Raw genomic sequence first — 16,441 nt, forward strand, 5'->3', positions numbered from 1 at the left:
TAGCAGTGTCGGAAATTTGCCGGCCAGGGTTCAACCCGGCGGGCAAAAAGATGCGGGTGTCACAACGGGCGCTCAGGCGATGCTTGCAGGGGGTACGGCGGCTGGGCTAGTAAGGGCGCGCCGTTCGCGGCGGCCCGGTCCGATGGACCGCTGTGGTCGCCGCGTTCCGCTTGCGGAGGGATGCCGGAGTGGTTGAACGGGGCGGTCTCGAAAACCGTTGTGCGCGCAAGCGTACCGAGGGTTCGAATCCCTCTCCCTCCGCCATTAAGTCTGCTCTTTCGCGATATCTCGGGTCCGGTGGCCGACCAGAGCCGAGACTCGCGGCTGTCTGCGGTACTTTGCGCCCGATTACTTCCCAAACCGAACAGAGAGAACAGCACCGCCCCGGCGATCCCATGTTTTCGACCGTGTTTTCTCCCGAGCCCATTTTTGAAGTCCGGTTTCAGTGCCGGCACATGGCCCGATTTGATTCGCAGGTCCAAGACACCCTGCTGACCCTAGCGGTGACGGCTCCGGTTACCTCTTTCGCGACCGCGCGCCGGTGCCCGGCGCCGCCAACGTCGCATCGGTCCCCAATGGCGCGATTAACCGAAGAGACCACGATGAAAAAGACCTTGACTTAGATGTTCTCGGGGGGAGCTGCCTTCTGTTGTTCGGTGCCTGCGCTAGATCGGATCATGTTTTGACGGAACCACTTCGTGGTTGCGCCAAAACATGATCCGATCGCCATCAAACAGTGAGAGCAGATTTACCCGGTCGATGGATCGCCTTCGGCGATTCCATCCGACCGGGATCTGCTCTAGGCTCGGAATCTCGGCAATTCCCTGTATTTTTTGCTGTTTAACAGGCGGCCACTTTGGAGAGGGGTTCGCAGGAGACTGCCTGCACCGCCATAAAATCAATCCATACGACTGATTTTAATTGGCTGTGTTTTCGGTCAATAGGGCTGGTCCCACAGCGTGCCTCTGCGGATCTTGACACTACCGCTGTCTTCCAGTGTGAACGTGGGGCTGATCCCGGCTACGGTCTTTCTCCAAAAGACCATGTGGTCAAATGGGACCCCCTCTTGGCCAGAGGCGGCCTAAAACCGGAGTCCCGGTCTGCGCAATTGAAATCGAGGCCCGCCAAGCGCGGGCGTGTAGCGCCTAAGGAACCACGATTCAGCCGCAACTGAATATGGCTCTCGGCCACTGCAGGGTCGGCTTCCGCCGCTGTCGCCAGATCGAGAAAAACGATCTGAGCGCCGTGATCAATCGATGTCTTCAATCCAGGTCTTGGCGGCCACCGCGCGGGCCAGGCCACAGGAACCGATGGACAGGAGCGCCACCTGCGTCAGTGCCGCTTCCTCAATTCCCTCGGCCTTGGCGCGACGCGTGTGGGAGTGAACCGCGCCTTCGGACCCGATGCCGATCGCGAGTGCCAGTTTGACCAGCCGCATCTCGCGCTCCGTCAGCGGGCCGGCCTCGGCCGTGGCCTTGCCGAGAGCGGCATAGGCCTGCCAGATGTCGGGAAAAGCGGCGGCAAGGTCGCCGGCGGCACCGGGCATAGTCTTTGTCATGGTGAATCCTTCACGTTGAATAGTCGTCGATCAGGGGGCTTGGCTTCGCAAAGCGCTCCAGATCCCGCTGATTCGAGATGCGCACCTTTATACCCTCCACCATTACGCCGTAGGCATGAAGGCCCTTGAAGGCTCGACTGAGGTTTTCCGGGGTCATGCCGAGGAACGATGCAAGCCGGCGTTTTTCTATCAAAAGGTCGAATTCAGCGGCACCGTCCGCGCGCGTCTGCTGGCGCAGAAGGTAGTTGGCGAGCCGTTCCAGCGAGGTGCGCAGCTTAAGATCCTTGGTGCTCTTGACCACGGAGCGATAACACTGTGCCAGTTCGGTGACGATGGCCTGGGCAAAGACAGGATCGATGTCGAAGACTGCGCGCACATCCTCGCTGGGCACCAGGACGATGCGGCTCTTCTCCAGCGTACGGGCCGACATCAGGTAGGGCGCATCCTTGATCGTGGCCGCAAGGATGAATGTCGAGATCGGGCGTACGGTGGCCATACTCGTCTCACGCCTGTTCCAGGTGGAAAACAGATCGACCGATCCGCTCAGTACGATATGCAGGAAGTCACTGGGGTCACCCTCGTTGATCAACTCGATCTGGGGCGGAAAATTCTGGACATAGGCCCCCCGCATCAGGGCCAGGAAATGATCCTCCTGCATCCCCTGGAACAGGTCCAGTTCGCGAATCTCGGGAAAGTGCGACTTAGGCATTCCTAGCTCTACCGCCCAGTTTTTCTCTTGATATTTATCAAGCCTAAAGTCGTCAAATGTCAACCGATGATATCTCTTGCGGCTTTCCCCCGCTTGATGCTCACCGTGATCCAAAACGACATTCTTCGGTAACCCATTTATTTCAAACAGAAAAACCCTTCACTTGATCCTGATCAAGTCGGCGGGAACACAATTGTAGGCCTCTGACGTCAAGCGCCGGCCGAAGCCGCGCAAAGACCGAAGGAGGACAGTGATGGATGTAATGCTTGCCTATGACCATTCGCGCAATGCGCGGATCGCGCTTGAGGCCGTGAAGGAAATGTTCGGTGCGATCAGGCCCAACATCACGCTGATCTCGGTCATCGAGGACCCAGGCAGCACGACCTCCGGTGCCGACGACATGTTCAACGAGCAATATGCCGAGCAGAAGGCCGGCGTCGATGCGGCGGCGGCCGAGCTTCTGGCGGCCGGCTTTCCCTCCAAAGTCATCGTGGCCGAGGGCGACGCCCGCAAAATGATTCTGCGCGCCTGTGAAGAGCGCCAGCCCAACCTTCTCGTCATGGCGCGTCACAGCCACAAGCCTGACGGCAACTTTATCACCCGGCGCCTCGACGCGCTGGTGGAAGAGTTCGATCACATGACCTTCGGGTCCGTCTCCGCCTTTCTGGCCCGGCGCGTGCAATGCCCGCTGCTGATCATTCCCACCGGAACCGGCTGATCCCGGCAGCCCGCTTTCTCAAAAAAATGCTTCGATACTCTCTAGCCTGACCGAGGCCCACCCATGCAAGTCTCTGACGTCTTCCGGTTCAAGAACCGTGAAATTCGGGCGCTCCACCTGACTTGGATCGCTTTCTTCATCACCTTCTATGTCTGGTTCAACATGGCGCCGCTCGCGTCGTCGATCCTGAAATCGGTCGATTGGCTGACCAAGGACGATCTGCGCCTCTTCGCCATCGCCAACGTGGCGCTTACCATTCCTGCCAGAATTCTCGTCGGCATGGCGCTCGATAAATGGGGCCCACGGCGGGTCTTTTCGGTCCTGATGATCACGATGGCCATTCCGACCTTCGTCTTCGCTTTCGGTGACACCCGCGAACAGCTCTTCATCTCGCGTCTCGTGATGTCATCGGTCGGCGCCTCCTTCGTCGTCGGCATCCACATGACCGCGCTCTGGTTCAAGCCGCGCGACATCGGCTTCGCCGAGGGCTTCTACGCCGGCTGGGGCAACTTCGGCTCGGCCGCGGCGGCGCTGACAATCCCCACCGTGGCCCTGACGATGTATGGCGGGGATGACGGCTGGCGCTATGCGATCGCCACCTCGGGCGCCATCATGGGGCTTTACGGTATCTTCTATTGGTTCGCGATCACCGACGGGCCGACGAAAGACACCCACAAGAAGCCCCGCAAGGCGACGGCGCTGGAGGTTTCCAGCTACCGTGACCTGGGCCTGTTGGTTCTCTTCACCGTGCCGATGATCGGGATTCTCTCGATCCTCGTCTGGCGGATACAGGGCATCGGCTATATCGACACGCTGACGGCTTCGATCTGCTACACCGCGATCGTGGTGGTGGTGGTTTACCAGGTCTGGCAGGTCCTGCGCGTCAACCTGCCCACGCTCAAAAAGGGCGTGCCCAAGGACGACCGCTATCCCTTCTCCTCGGTCGCGGCCCTTAACACCACCTACTTCGCCAACTTCGGTGCCGAGCTTGCGGTGGTGTCGATGCTGCCCCTGTTCTTCCAGGAAACCTGGGGACTGACACCGGTCACGGCGGGCATCATCGCCTCGTCCTTCGCCTTCGTGAACCTCTTTGCGCGGCCGATGGGGGGGCTTGTCTCCGACCGCTTCGGCAACCGCCGCTTCGTGATGCTGTCTTACATGTTCGGCATCGGTCTGGGCTTCGTGCTGATGGGGCTTCTGGACTCGACCTGGCCGCTCATCATCGCCATCGCGATCACCATCGCCTGCTCCTTCTTCGTGCAGGGCGCCGAGGGCGCGACCTTTGGGATCATCCCTTCGATCAAACGGCGCGTGACCGGTCAGATCGCGGGCATGGCGGGGGCCTACGGCAACGTCGGCGCGGTCTTCTACCTCTTCATCTTCATGTACGTCACGCCGTCGCAGTTCTTCTTCATCATCGCGACGGGCGCCTTCATCAGCTGGGCGGTCTGCTTCCTCTGGCTGCGTGAACCGCAAGGCGGGTTCGATGATGAATACGTGATCTCGTCTGTCGACGAAGCGATCGCCGACGAGGCGCGGCTGCGCCGCGAGACCGAGGCGGACCTGGCCGTGATCTTCGCGGGCAGCGAGAAGGTTGCCTTGGCCGACAAGGGCTCCGGCCTGACCGTAACCGCCCGGTTCAAGGACATCGACGACCTGCGAACGGCGCTCGCGCGCCTTGGCAACGGCAGTGCGAAATCAGCACCGGCCGAATGATACGCGGCTGGCCCGGTACGCGGGCCGCCAACTGAAACCATACGCCAAATCGGGAGGAACCAACCCATGGCGACCACAGACCACCCCAATAGGCCCCAAGGTCGGGTCCTGACCGACTGGCGCCCCGAAGACCCCGAGTTTTGGAGCGCCCAGGGACGCGCCATCGCAACCCGCAACCTCTGGATTTCGATCCCCAACCTTCTGCTGGCTTTCTCGGTCTGGATGGTGTGGTCGGTGGTCGTGGCACGGCTTCCGGCGATCGGGTTCAACTACACAACCGGTCAGCTTTTCTGGCTGGCCGCGCTGCCCGGCCTTTCCGGCGCGACGCTCAGAATCTTTTACACCTTCATGATTCCGATCTTCGGGGGGCGGAGGTGGACGGCGCTTTCCACCGCCTCGCTGCTTTTCCCGGCACTGGGGATCGGCTTCGCCGTCCAGAACCCCGAGACGCCTTACATGTTGTTCATCGGCCTGGCGCTCATGTGCGGCTTCGGCGGCGGTAACTTCGCTTCCTCCATGGCCAACATCGCCTATTTCTATCCCAAGAAGAGCAAGGGCCATGCGTTGGCACTGAACGCGGGGCTTGGCAATCTCGGCGTCTCTGTCATGCAGTTCGTCGTACCGATGGTGATCACCGCGAGTGTCTTCGGCGCCATCGGGGGCGAAGCCCAGACGCTGTCCGACGGCAGCGAGCTCTGGATCCAGAATGCCGGCTTCATCTGGGTGCCGTTCCTTGCGGTCTCGGCCGTCGCGGCTTGGTTCGGAATGAACGACATCGCCGATGCCAAAGCATCGCTCGGCAATCAGCTGACGATCCTCAAGCGCAAGCATAACTGGATCATGTGCATCCTCTACACCGGCACCTTCGGATCGTTCATCGGCTATTCGGCGGGCTTCCCGCTTTTGATGAAGACGCAGTTCCCGGACGTGAACGTTCTGTCCTACGCTTTCCTCGGTCCGCTCGTCGGCGCGCTCAGCCGCGCGGCCACCGGATGGGTATCGGATAAATTCGGTGGTGGCCGGGTGACCTTCTGGGTTTTCCTGGGCATGATCATCGCTGTTTGGGGCGTTCTTCAGTTCCTGCCGCAAAACGGTACTGCAGGCCATTTCTGGGGCTTCTTCGCCTGCTTCATGGCGCTCTTCTTCCTGACCGGCGTGGGCAATGCCTCGACCTTCCAGATGATCCCATCGATCATGAAGAAGGAAATCGCCCGCCTGATACCGAACGGCGATCCGGCGGTGAACCAGAAGACGGCCGAGCGGGAAAGCGCCGCGATCATTGCTTTCACCAGCGCGATCGCCGCCTACGGCGCCTTCTTCATTCCGAAGGCCTATGGCACCTCGATCGACATGACCGGCGCCCCGCACGGTGCGCTTTGGGCCTTCCTCGGCTTCTACGTGGTCTGCGTTGGGATCACGTGGTTCTTCTACAGCCGCAAGAGTGCCCCGGTTTCCTGCTGAAGCTTTGACTTGCCCTGCGCCGGCCAAGACGCCGGCGCAGGCCCCCACGCTGAGGAGACAGAGATATGAGCCATCTGCTCGACAGATTGAACTTCCTCCAGTCCAAAGAACTGGAACAGTTCTCGAACGGGCACGGCCAGGTGACGCGGGAAGACCGCGCCTGGGAAGACACCTACAGAAACCGCTGGCGCCATGACAAGGTCGTGCGCTCGACCCACGGGGTGAACTGCACCGGATCGTGCTCATGGAAGATCTACGTGAAGTCGGGGATCGTGACCTGGGAGACCCAGCAGACCGACTATCCCCGAACCCGCCACGACCTGCCGAACCACGAGCCGCGCGGCTGCGCGCGGGGCGCTTCTTACAGCTGGTATCTCTACTCCGCCAACCGGGTGAAGAATCCGCTGGTTCGGGGCAAGCTTCTGAAGCTCTGGCGCCGGATGCGCGAGACGATGAGCCCGGTCGAGGCCTGGACCGCGCTGCAGCAGGACCCGATCCTGCGCGCTTCCTACGTCGAAACCCGCGGCAAGGGCGGTTTCGTTCGCGCCAGTTGGGACGAGGCGACCGAGATCATCGCGATCGCCAATGCCTATACGGCAAAGACCTATGGCCCCGACCGGGTCTTCGGATTCTCGCCGATCCCCGCCATGTCGATGGTCAGCTATGCCGCCGGCAGCCGCTATCTCAGCCTGCTCGGCGGTACCTGCATGAGCTTCTACGACTGGTACTGCGACCTGCCGCCCGCAAGCCCGATGACCTGGGGCGAGCAGACCGACGTGCCGGAATCGGCCGACTGGTACAACGCCGGCTACCTCCTCGTCTGGGGGTCGAACGTGCCGCAGACGCGCACGCCGGATGCGCATTTCTATACCGAGGCGCGCTACCGCGGCACCAAGTCCGCCGTCATCTGCCCGGACTATTCCGAAGCCGCCAAGTTCGGCGACGTGTGGCTCAACGTCAAACAGGGTACCGACGCGGCGCTCGCCATGGCCTTCGGCCACGTCATCCTGCGCGAATTCCATCTGGACCGGCAGACCGCCTACTTCGAGGACTACTGCCGCAAGTACTCCGACATGCCGATGCTGGTGCAGCTGGAGGAAAAGGACGGCCGGCTGGTGCCGGGCCGGTTCCTGCGCGCCGACAGTCTTGACGGCAAGCTCGGCGAAGCGAACAACCCGGAATGGAAGACCATCGCCATCGACGAGGCCACCAGCAACCTGGTCGCGCCGAACGGCTCGATCGGTTATCGCTGGGGCGAGCAGGGCGAATGGAACCTTGAGGAACGCGCCGGCGAGGCGGACACCTGCCTGAAGTTGACATTGGTCGGCGACACCGACCACGACGAGGTCGTGGGGGTCGATTTCCCCTACTTCGGCGGCGCCGCCACGGCTGCATTTGCCACCGACGCCGATCATCCCGAAGTGCTGACCCGCAACATCCCCGCCCGCCGTGTGAAAACCGCCCAAGGCGATGTACTGGTCGCCACGGTCTTCGATCTTTTCTGCGCCAACTACGGCCTCGACCGCGGCCTCGGTGGCGACTGGGTGACAGACGACTTCATGTCCGATGTGCCCGGCACCCCGGCCTGGGCCGAAAAGATCACCGGTGTCGATGCCGAGAAGATCATCCATGTGGCGCGTGAGTTCGCGTCGAACGCCGAGAAGACCAGCGGCAAATCCATGGTCATCATCGGCGCGGCGATGAACCACTGGTACCACATGGACATGAACTACCGCGGCGTCATCAACATGCTGGTGATGTGCGGCTGTGTAGGTCAGTCGGGCGGCGGCTGGGCGCACTATGTGGGGCAGGAGAAGCTGCGCCCGCAGACCGGCTGGGCGCCCCTGGCCTTCGCGCTCGACTGGGGCCGTCCACCCCGGCACATGAACTCCACCTCGGCCTGGTATGCGCACAGCGATCAGTGGCGCTACGAGACGCTGACGGCAAGTGAGATCATCAGCCCCACCGCACCTGAGGGCGACTGGGACGTCTCGCTGATCGACTACAACATCCGTGCCGAGCGAATGGGCTGGCTGCCCTCGGCACCGCAGTTGAAAACCAACCCCTTGGAGGTTGCCAAGGCGGCCAAGGCGGCAGGCAGGGAAATACCCGCCTACGTGGCCGAACAGCTCAAGTCCGGCGCCCTGGAAATGTCCTGCGAGGACCCGGATGCGCCCGAGAACTGGCCCCGCAACCTCTTCGTCTGGCGGTCCAATCTGCTGGGCTCGTCCGGCAAGGGGCATGAGTACTTCCTCAAGCACCTTCTGGGCACCGATCACGGTGTTCTGGGCAACGACCTGGGCGAGGAGGGCCAGCAGTTGTCGAAGGAGGCGAAGTGGCATGACGAAGGCCCGCGCGGCAAGCTCGACCTTCTCGTCTGCATCGACTTCCGGATGAGCACGACCGCGGTCTATTCCGACATCGTGCTGCCCACGGCAAGCTGGTACGAGAAGAACGACCTCAACACCAGTGACATGCATCCTTTCATCCATCCGCTCCAGGCGGCCGTGGACCCGGCCTATGAGTCGAAATCGGATTGGGAAATCTTCAAGGCGATCGCCAAGAAGTTTCAGGAGCTGGCGCCGGAAATCCTGGGGCGGGAGACGGACATCGTCGCGCTGCCCATCCTGCACGATACCCCTGGCGAAATTGCGCAGGATCAGGTGCGGGACTGGAAGAAGGGCGAATGCGATCTGATTCCCGGCAAGACGGCGCCGGCCTATGTGGCGGTCGAGCGTGACTACACCGCCATCCATGATCGCTTTGTCGCCCTTGGCCCGCTCATGGACAAGATCGGCAACGGCGGCAAGGGCATCGCCTGGGACACCAAGAAAGAGGTCCAGCACCTGCGTGAGCTGAACGGCGAGTGGCGGGACGGTCCCGCCAAGGGCTGCCCGAAGATCGTGACCGACATCGACGCCTCCGAAGTGATCCTGATGTTGGCGCCGGAGACCAACGGCGAGGTCGCGGTCAAGGCCTGGGAGGCGCTCGGCAAGGCCACGGGGCGCGAACATACCCACCTGGCGCGGCCCAAGGAAGACGAGAAGATCCGCTTCCGCGACATCGCCGCCCAGCCGCGCAAGATCATCTCGTCGCCCACTTGGTCGGGCCTGGAAAGCGAGAAGGTCTGCTACAATGCGGGCTACACCAACGTCCACGAGTTGATTCCCTGGCGGACGCTGACTGGCCGTCAGCAGCTCTACCAGGATCACCTCTGGATGCGCGCCTTCGGTGAGGGCTTCATGTCCTACCGCCCGCCGGTGGACCTCAAGACCATCACCAAGGAGTTGAACCAGGACGCCCGCGACGGCGAACCGCATCTGGTGTTGAACTTCATCACGCCGCACCAGAAGTGGGGCATCCACTCGACCTATTCGGACAACCTCCTGATGCTTACCCTGAACCGGGGCGGACCGGTGGTCTGGATCTCCGAGCCTGACGCCAAGCGTGCCGGGATCGAGGACAACGACTGGGTCGAGGCCTACAACGTGAACGGCGCGCTTACCGCCCGCGCCGTCGTCTCCCAGCGCATGAGGGACGGCACCATCTTCATGTATCACGCGCAAGAGAAGATCGTGAACACGCCGGGGTCCGAGAAAACCGGCCTCAGGGGCGGTATCCACAACTCGGTGACGCGCACGACGCTCAAGCCCACCCACATGATCGGCGCCTACGCCCAGCAGAGCTACGGCTTCAACTACTACGGCACCGTGGGATCGAACCGGGACGAGTTCGTCGTTGTGAGGAAAATGCGCAAGGTCGATTGGCTCGATCAGCCCGCCAGCCAGAAGGAGACCGCGAAATGAGAGTACGCGCACAAGTCGGCATGGTGCTGAACCTCGACAAATGCATCGGGTGTCACACCTGCTCGGTCACCTGCAAGAATGTCTGGACGAGCCGTGAAGGCGTCGAATACGCCTGGTTCAACAACGTCGAGACCAAACCCGGCATGGGTTATCCAACCGACTGGGAGAACCAGGCGCGCTGGAACGGCGGCTGGGAGCGGACGAAGTCCGGCAAGCTGCAGCCCAAGCAGGGGTCGAAGTGGCGGATACTGGCGAACATCTTCGCCAACCCCGACCTTCCCGAGATCGACGACTATTACGAGCCTTTCGATTTCGATTACGACCACCTCAAATCAGCGCCGGAGATGGCGGCCTTCCCGACCGCGCGGCCACGCTCCAAGATCACCGGTGAGCGCATGGAGAAGATCGAGAAAGGCCCGAACTGGGAAGAGATTCTGGGTGGGGAATTCTCCAAACGCAGCCAGGACTACAACTTCGACGGCGTGCAGAAGGAGATCTACGGGGAATACGAGAATACATTCATGATGTATCTCCCCCGGCTCTGCGAGCACTGCCTGAACCCGGCCTGCGCCGCATCCTGCCCATCAGGCGCGATCTACAAGCGCGAGGAAGACGGCATCGTCCTGATCGACCAGGAGAAGTGCCGCGGCTGGCGCATGTGCGTCAGTGGCTGTCCCTACAAGAAGGTCTACTACAACTGGTCCACGGGCAAATCCGAGAAATGCACACTGTGTTATCCGCGGATCGAATCCGGTAACCCGACCGTCTGTTCGGAAACCTGCGTCGGCCGTATCCGCTATCTGGGCGTGATGCTCTATGACGCCGACAAGATCGAGGCGGCGGCGAACGCTGAAAAGACGACCGATCTCTATGATGCGCAGTTGGACGTGTTCCTCGACCCGCAGGACCCCGCGGTGATCGAGGCCGCAAGGGCCGACGGCATCCCCGAGGACTGGATCAAGGCGGCGCAGGAAAGCCCGATCTGGAAGATGGCGATGGAGTGGAAGGTGGCCTTCCCCCTTCATCCCGAGTACCGGACGCTGCCCATGGTCTGGTACATCCCGCCGCTCAGCCCCATCCAGAACGCCGCCCAGGCGGGGGCGATCGGCATGGACGGTGCGATGCCCGACGTGCGCAGCCTGCGCATACCGGTGAAGTATCTCGCCAACATGCTGACGGCGGGTGACGAGGAACCGGTCGTCCAGGCGCTCGAGCGGATGCTCGCGATGCGTTCCTACATGCGCTCGAAAACCGTCGAGGGCGTGATTGACGAAGGTATCGCATCGCGTGTCGGGCTGAGCGGCCGGATGATCGAGGATATGTACAAGATCATGGCGATCGCCGACTACGAGGACCGCTTCGTGATCCCCACCACGCACCGCGAGGAGGTCGAGGACGCTTACGACCTGCGCGGCGGCTGCGGCTTCACCGACTCCAACGGCTGCTCGGGCGGGATCAGCAAGGGCAATCTCTTCGGCGGCAAGAAACGCTCGCTGAAAATGCCGACGGAGGTGATGTGATGGACCGCACGGTAAAAGCCCTCTCGCTGATCCTCAGTTATCCGACGCGCGCGTTGCAGGCGGCGATGCCGGAGATCGGGGGCGTTCTCGCCGCCGACACCCGGCTTACCGCAGCAACTCGCAGGGCGCTGCGCCCGCTGGTCGAAGAACTGGCCGGCCGCGATATCTACGACCTCGAAGAACGCTTCGTGCTGCTCTTCGACCGCTCGCGCAGCCTGTCTCTCAACCTCTTCGAGCATGTCCATGGCGAAAGCCGCGACCGGGGCGGCGCCATGGTCAGTCTGGTGGAGACCTATCGCGCGGGTGGTTTCGAGCCCGCCACCTCCGAACTGCCCGACCATCTGCCGGTACTCCTGGAGTTCCTGTCCACGCAGCCAGCGTCTGAGATGCAGGAGACCCTGGCGAACGCGGCCCACATCTTCGAGGCCCTGAATACCCGGCTGATCCGGCGCGAGAGCCATTACAGCGCCGTTTTTTCCGCCCTGTTGCAGCTCTCCGGCGTGTCGGCCGACACCGAGGCCGTGGCCGAGCTCCTGGAGCAGCCCGAGGACGACCCCGGCGACCTCGCCGCGCTCGACGCGGTCTGGGAGGAGAGCCAGGTCACCTTCGGCCCCGACCCGAACGCCGGCTGTCCGCAGGTGCACGAGATGCTGTCGCGCATGGACGCGCCCACCACCCCTAATTCGGCCCGAGACACCGCGGCCAAGTGACGGAGGACTGAGACATGAGTATCGACTTCTTCATCTTCGGCATCATGCCCTACGTCGCGCTGACCGTGCTGATCGTCGGCTCGATCGCACGATACGAGCGCGATCCCTTTACCTGGAAATCCTCGTCGAGCCAGCTTTTGCGGCGCAAACAACTGATGTGGGGCTCGGTCCTGTTCCACGTCGGCATCATCGTCGTCTTCTTCGGCCATCTGGTCGGCCTCTTCACGCCGATCTGGGTTCTCGATGTCATCGGCATCAGCTACGGATTCAAGCAACTCATGGCCATCGTTGTCGGCGGCATCGCCGGGGTCGCGGCGTTGATCGGCGCCAGCATGCTGCTGCACCGTCGCCTGTCCGACCCGCGTATCCGCAAGACTTCCAGTTTCGCCGATATCGGCATCCTCTCCTTGATCTGGCTGCAGCTTGTGGTCGGCCTCGGCACGATCTTCCTGTCGATGAAGCATCTCGACGGCGGCGAGATGGTGCGTTTCATGACCTGGGCTCAAAGCGTTATGGGTCTGCAGCTCAATGCCTGGCTTGAAGTGGCCAATGTGCACGCCCTGTTCAAGTTCCACATCTTCCTCGGCCTGCTGATCGTGATCCTGTTCCCCTTCACCCGGCTGGTGCACATGCTGTCGGCGCCGGTGCGTTATCTCTGGCGTCCGGGCTACCAAGTGGTGCGGTCGCGGCGCCAGACGCCCCTATCGGGCCGGCGGGGTGCCGCCGCGTCAGCCCCAACACGCGCCGCGCAGCCTTCTGCCGGCGGTATCGCCAAACCAGCGGAGTGACGGCTATGAGCACATCGTTGTTTCCCGATCTTGTCGTGAACGGCGAGGTTATCCCGCAAGCGGAATTGGACGCGGAAACCCAGAACCACCCCGCACCCAAGGGCAAGCCGTTGATCGCCCGGCGCAAGGCCGCCAATGCACTGGCCGTCCGAACCCTTCTGTTGCAGGAAGCGCGGCGGCGCGGATTACAGGCTGAACCCCGCGAGGTGGCGCCAGAGCGGTTCGAGACGGAGGAGGAGGCCCTGATCCGGGGCCTTCTCGACCAGGCGATCCCGGGAACCTCACCGACCGACGCGCAGGTTCACGCCGAATGGGCGCGCGACCCGTCGCGCTTTCGCAGCCCGCCGCTCTGGGAGGTTTCGCACATCCTCTGCGCCTGCGATCCCCGCGATGACGCGGCCCGACAAGCCGCCCAGGCACGGGCAGCGGCGTTGAGTGGGGAGGCTCTGGGCGATCCCCGCGGCTTTGCCGCCTTGGCAAGGCGCGCCAGCGACTGCGGCTCCAAGGCGAACGGCGGCGCTCTCGGACAGCTCGGCCCCGGCGATACCGTGCTGGAGTTCGAGACCGCCCTGCGCAAGCTGTCGGAGGGCAAGATCACACCCGAACCGGTGCTCAGCCGCCACGGTTGGCATGTTATCCGGCTGGACGCGGTGGCCCCGGGTCAGACGCTGCCCTTCGAGAGCGTCAAGGATCAGATCGGCGCCGCTCTCGAAAGAGCGGCCTGGGCCGAAGCAGCCCGGGATTTCATCGCCGAACTTGTCGATTCCGCCGAGATATCCGGTGCGAACCTCCGAACTGCCCAGCACTGAAGAGCGCGACATGAACCGCAAAATCGCCCCCCAGCAACGCGGAGACTGCCTGACCCCGACCGATCTGAATCTCATCCGAAAGCCACTTGATTTCATTGCCGAAGACCACCTGCGCGAACGCGAGATCTGCGCCACCTTGGATCGGATCGCCGAGGCATCCGTGCCGGAACGCGGCGACCTTGAAATCGTTTTGACCTTTCTGGACGGGGAGTTCGCCGTCCATAGCGCGGACGAACAGGATGGTCTGTTCCCTTTGATGCTGGCGCGCTGTGCGCCCGAGGACGAAATCGACAAGGTCATCCTGCGGCTTCAGGCGGCCCACCGCCACGCCTCTCTATGCATGCCGAAAATCCTGGCGCTGTTGCGGGATCTGCTGGTCAGCGCGGCCGCGCCCGACGCCGATGCCCGGGCCTTGCTGCGCGAATTCGCCGCCAGCGAGCGCCAACATCTTATCGTCGAGAACGCGATCATCCTGCCGATCGCCCGCGCGCGGCTGACCGAAGAAGACCTGATGGCGCTGACCCAGGGGATGCAGCGGCGGCGCGGTTTGGATCAGCCTAACGGAGGTGCGTCACGTTAAAGCGCCGCAGTGCCAAGACGGGTTTCTTGCGACAAGGCAGAAGCGGCCGGTTCTCTGAAAAACGGCTGTTGCAGGAAATTGGTCGAGAACCTCTTGTCTGGAATCAGATTTGGAAACTTTCGATCAGTTGGGCAAGTGAGCGCCCGGCAATGATCTGATAGATACCGTTCATGACCAGCAAGCAAACCACGAAGATGGCGAGGCTGCAGAGCCGGTTCGCGGCGATGCGGGCCTGGCGGCGCGCTTTCAAACGCCGTTGGGCGTAGGCGAGAGGTGGTTTTAAGGAAGAGGGCTGCCGAGAGGCGCTGCTGGCAGAGGCGCTCTGGGAAGTCAGCACCATCTCGCGCTGGTTGCCGTCTTCATCCCAGATGACATGCCCCTGCTCCAAGGTGCCGGAAGCAAACAGCCGGCGGGCCAGCTCTTTGACCTCGGATATGCTGTTGCCGACGCCTTGGAGGGCCCAGCTCTCGTTGTAAAGAAAATAGATCATGATCTCTTAAAGTCCGGCAGGCCCAGAATGAGCGCCTAACTTTCTCAGGACAGGAGTTGACGTCGGCTCAGTCGCCCCGCGCGGGGAAAACGTCGTCCGGCGCTGGTAGGCAAAAGCCGGAAGACGAGAAAGACAAATGGTCCGGCTGAAAGGAAACGAGAAGAGGCGCAGCGGGTCTGTCTTCAGGCTCTGCCTAAACCCGGTCGAGCCTGAGGTGAGTTCGGGATCAAGGATAGCCTGGGCCAAGCGATGCGCAGGGTCTTCCCGCACCGGCATGAACTCCCTCTGGGCGACCGTTTTGCCCGCGTTCTCGACCTTGCGATCACTCATAATTCCAGCGATATCTTATGCTTACCCGGATCAAGAGCAATTGCATGGCCGTTTAGTTGGCCGGTTTTTTCTTGCCTAATTCGATTAATCGTTTTCGGTTAGAATGCGGCTTTCAACGGCGATCACGGCTTCGAATGTGCTGAGCCATGGAGTGTTGTGGTTGAGGGACTCAAAATCCGCACAGTAGCCAGTCGATCAGCGTCGTGACGGTCATGCCGCGATTGAATCAGGTTTCGCCGAGCTGGTTCCCCAGGCTCCTGAGCTCGCCGTCGCCGCGCTTGCGATCCACAACTCTTTTAACTGTGGGGTTCTTGGGTATCACACCGGACGCCTTGCTGCCGCGGGACCGGTCGGCGTCGGCTTCACACATGCGCCGGCCTCGATCGCGCCGACCGCGGGTCGTTATGCTGTCTGTTTTGCGACAGCCTGTTGCTGTTGGCGGTAGGATTGAATCACCTCGGCGATGATCGACAGGGCGATCTCCTGGGGTGTAATCGCGCCGAGGTCGAGGCCCGCCGGGGCCTTCACGCGGTCGAGCTGTTCGGGCGCCACGCCGTCGGCGGTGAGCCGCCCGCGAAGGTTTGCCATCTTCTTGCGGCTGCCGACGAAGGCAATGTGGTTGGCGTCGAGCGATAGCATCGCACGGAGTGCGGCAAGGTCGCCGCTGCCCTGGGTGGCGACGACGATGAAGCGCTGACTGCGATTCGTATTCTCAAGTTCAAAGCCATCGATGAGTTGGTCGATGTCGCCGAAAGCTTCGCGGCTCGTTTTGGGCGCGCAGGCGACGACCCGATAGCCGAACTGGCGGCCCAGTTCGGTGAGGGCTATGGCGACCGGACTGGCGCCGCAGACGACCAGCTCCGGTTTCGGCAGCATCGGCTCCACGAAGATGTCCATGGTGCCCTGGCTGGGGCACATGTTGGATGCGAAGCGCACGCCCTCGCTTTCCTCTCCGGCGGTGAGGCCCTGCTCCTGGAGCAGGTCGGCCGGCTGCACTGAAACCAGCCGTGGCTTACCGTCGGCGATGGCTTCGCGCGCGGCCTTCAGGACCGCTGATTTGGCGCAGCCGCCACCGATCCAGCCGTCCGATATGGTGCCGTCGGGCCGGATCACCGCCTTGGCGCCGGCCTTGGCGGCGGTCAGCGAGACGGTGCGCACCACGGTCGCCAGGGCAAAGGCCTCGCCGGTCGCTTTCAGATCGGAAACCAGATCGAGAATGTCGGCAGCGGGGGTCATCGGCGCGCCC

The 16,441-nt window shown here is 62.4% G+C and carries 13 protein-coding genes and 1 tRNA gene; 10 read left to right on the forward strand and 4 right to left on the reverse strand.

The genetic code is table 11. The features are described from left to right. The first annotated feature begins 174 nt into the window (after positions 1 to 174). Positions 175 to 264, forward strand: a tRNA-Ser gene (locus HBA54_RS06855). A gap of 985 nt (positions 265 to 1,249) precedes the next feature. Here HBA54_RS06855 and HBA54_RS06860 read toward each other — a convergent pair. Beyond that, positions 1,250 to 1,558, reverse strand: coding sequence for a carboxymuconolactone decarboxylase family protein (locus HBA54_RS06860; protein WP_167222751.1), 309 nt, complete (start codon positions 1,556 to 1,558; stop codon positions 1,250 to 1,252). 10 nt (positions 1,559 to 1,568) lie between these two features. Next, positions 1,569 to 2,267 (reverse strand): cyclic nucleotide-binding domain-containing protein, encoded by a 699-nt coding sequence (locus tag HBA54_RS06865; RefSeq protein ID WP_167222753.1) that lies wholly within the window; start codon positions 2,265 to 2,267, stop codon positions 1,569 to 1,571. 253 nt (positions 2,268 to 2,520) lie between these two features. On the opposite strand from HBA54_RS06865, the gene HBA54_RS06870 reads away from it, so the two are divergent. The 9 genes from HBA54_RS06870 to HBA54_RS06910 all read left to right on the forward strand — a co-directional run bounded on the left by HBA54_RS06870 (position 2,521) and on the right by HBA54_RS06910 (position 14,375). Continuing rightward, positions 2,521 to 2,985: a universal stress protein gene (locus HBA54_RS06870; RefSeq protein ID WP_167222755.1), complete on the forward strand. Its 465-nt coding sequence runs from the start codon at positions 2,521 to 2,523 to the stop codon at positions 2,983 to 2,985. A gap of 63 nt (positions 2,986 to 3,048) precedes the next feature. Further along, a complete protein-coding gene (locus tag HBA54_RS06875) occupies positions 3,049 to 4,701 on the forward strand; it encodes an MFS transporter (RefSeq protein WP_167222757.1) in 1,653 nt (550 codons plus the stop codon). Between the two features lie 66 nt (positions 4,702 to 4,767). Further along, complete coding sequence (locus HBA54_RS06880; RefSeq protein WP_167222759.1) at positions 4,768 to 6,162, forward strand: NarK family nitrate/nitrite MFS transporter; 1,395 nt, start codon at positions 4,768 to 4,770, stop codon at positions 6,160 to 6,162. A 65-nt stretch (positions 6,163 to 6,227) separates the two neighbouring features. Continuing rightward, positions 6,228 to 9,968, forward strand: coding sequence for a nitrate reductase subunit alpha (locus HBA54_RS06885; RefSeq protein WP_167222761.1), 3,741 nt, complete (start codon positions 6,228 to 6,230; stop codon positions 9,966 to 9,968). Next, the gene (gene narH / locus HBA54_RS06890; protein WP_167222763.1) at positions 9,965 to 11,488 is read left to right on the forward strand and encodes a nitrate reductase subunit beta; all 1,524 of its coding nucleotides are present in this window, start codon (positions 9,965 to 9,967) and stop codon (positions 11,486 to 11,488) included. The genes HBA54_RS06885 and narH overlap by 4 nt, the downstream gene beginning before the upstream one ends. Further along, on the forward strand, positions 11,488 to 12,198 hold the full coding sequence (gene narJ, locus HBA54_RS06895; protein ID WP_167222765.1) for a nitrate reductase molybdenum cofactor assembly chaperone: 711 nt from the start codon (positions 11,488 to 11,490) through the stop codon (positions 12,196 to 12,198). Before narH ends, narJ begins: the two co-directional genes overlap by 1 nt. Before the next feature lie 14 nt (positions 12,199 to 12,212). Then, positions 12,213 to 12,986: a respiratory nitrate reductase subunit gamma gene (gene narI, locus HBA54_RS06900; protein WP_167222768.1), complete on the forward strand. Its 774-nt coding sequence runs from the start codon at positions 12,213 to 12,215 to the stop codon at positions 12,984 to 12,986. Between the two features lie 5 nt (positions 12,987 to 12,991). Further along, the gene (locus HBA54_RS06905) at positions 12,992 to 13,795 is read left to right on the forward strand and encodes a peptidylprolyl isomerase (protein WP_167222770.1); all 804 of its coding nucleotides are present in this window, start codon (positions 12,992 to 12,994) and stop codon (positions 13,793 to 13,795) included. A gap of 10 nt (positions 13,796 to 13,805) precedes the next feature. Then, positions 13,806 to 14,375, forward strand: a complete 570-nt coding sequence (locus HBA54_RS06910) for a hemerythrin domain-containing protein (RefSeq protein ID WP_167222772.1) — start codon at positions 13,806 to 13,808, stop codon at positions 14,373 to 14,375. 103 nt (positions 14,376 to 14,478) lie between these two features. On the opposite strand, the gene HBA54_RS06915 is transcribed toward HBA54_RS06910, so the two are convergent. Together HBA54_RS06915 and HBA54_RS06925 are read right to left on the reverse strand one after the other, a co-directional pair. Beyond that, on the reverse strand, positions 14,479 to 14,865 hold the full coding sequence (locus tag HBA54_RS06915) for a hypothetical protein (RefSeq protein ID WP_167222774.1): 387 nt from the start codon (positions 14,863 to 14,865) through the stop codon (positions 14,479 to 14,481). 732 nt (positions 14,866 to 15,597) lie between these two features. Continuing rightward, positions 15,598 to 16,431, reverse strand: a complete 834-nt coding sequence (locus HBA54_RS06925; RefSeq protein ID WP_167222775.1) for an XdhC family protein — start codon at positions 16,429 to 16,431, stop codon at positions 15,598 to 15,600. Between the last annotated feature and the right edge of the window lie 10 nt (positions 16,432 to 16,441).

The sequence above is a fragment of the Pelagibius litoralis genome, from assembly GCF_011683915.1.
GTDB lineage: Bacteria > Pseudomonadota > Alphaproteobacteria > Kiloniellales > Kiloniellaceae > Pelagibius > Pelagibius litoralis.

Excerpts from the sequence above, each read along its gene's own strand:
- narI (WP_167222768.1), top strand. The coding sequence starts at position 12,213 with ATGAGTATCGACTTCTTCATCTTCGGCATCATGCCCTACGTCGCGCTG.
- HBA54_RS06885 (WP_167222761.1), top strand. The coding sequence starts at position 6,228 with ATGAGCCATCTGCTCGACAGATTGAACTTCCTCCAGTCCAAAGAACTG.
- HBA54_RS06875 (WP_167222757.1), top strand. The coding sequence starts at position 3,049 with ATGCAAGTCTCTGACGTCTTCCGGTTCAAGAACCGTGAAATTCGGGCG.
- HBA54_RS06860 (WP_167222751.1), bottom strand. The coding sequence starts at position 1,558 with ATGACAAAGACTATGCCCGGTGCCGCCGGCGACCTTGCCGCCGCTTTT.
- HBA54_RS06910 (WP_167222772.1), top strand. The coding sequence starts at position 13,806 with ATGAACCGCAAAATCGCCCCCCAGCAACGCGGAGACTGCCTGACCCCG.
- HBA54_RS06865 (WP_167222753.1), bottom strand. The coding sequence starts at position 2,267 with ATGCCTAAGTCGCACTTTCCCGAGATTCGCGAACTGGACCTGTTCCAG.
- HBA54_RS06880 (WP_167222759.1), top strand. The coding sequence starts at position 4,768 with ATGGCGACCACAGACCACCCCAATAGGCCCCAAGGTCGGGTCCTGACC.
- narJ (WP_167222765.1), top strand. The coding sequence starts at position 11,488 with ATGGACCGCACGGTAAAAGCCCTCTCGCTGATCCTCAGTTATCCGACG.
- narH (WP_167222763.1), top strand. The coding sequence starts at position 9,965 with ATGAGAGTACGCGCACAAGTCGGCATGGTGCTGAACCTCGACAAATGC.
- HBA54_RS06915 (WP_167222774.1), bottom strand. The coding sequence starts at position 14,865 with ATGATCTATTTTCTTTACAACGAGAGCTGGGCCCTCCAAGGCGTCGGC.
- HBA54_RS06870 (WP_167222755.1), top strand. The coding sequence starts at position 2,521 with ATGGATGTAATGCTTGCCTATGACCATTCGCGCAATGCGCGGATCGCG.
- HBA54_RS06905 (WP_167222770.1), top strand. The coding sequence starts at position 12,992 with ATGAGCACATCGTTGTTTCCCGATCTTGTCGTGAACGGCGAGGTTATC.
- HBA54_RS06925 (WP_167222775.1), bottom strand. The coding sequence starts at position 16,431 with ATGACCCCCGCTGCCGACATTCTCGATCTGGTTTCCGATCTGAAAGCG.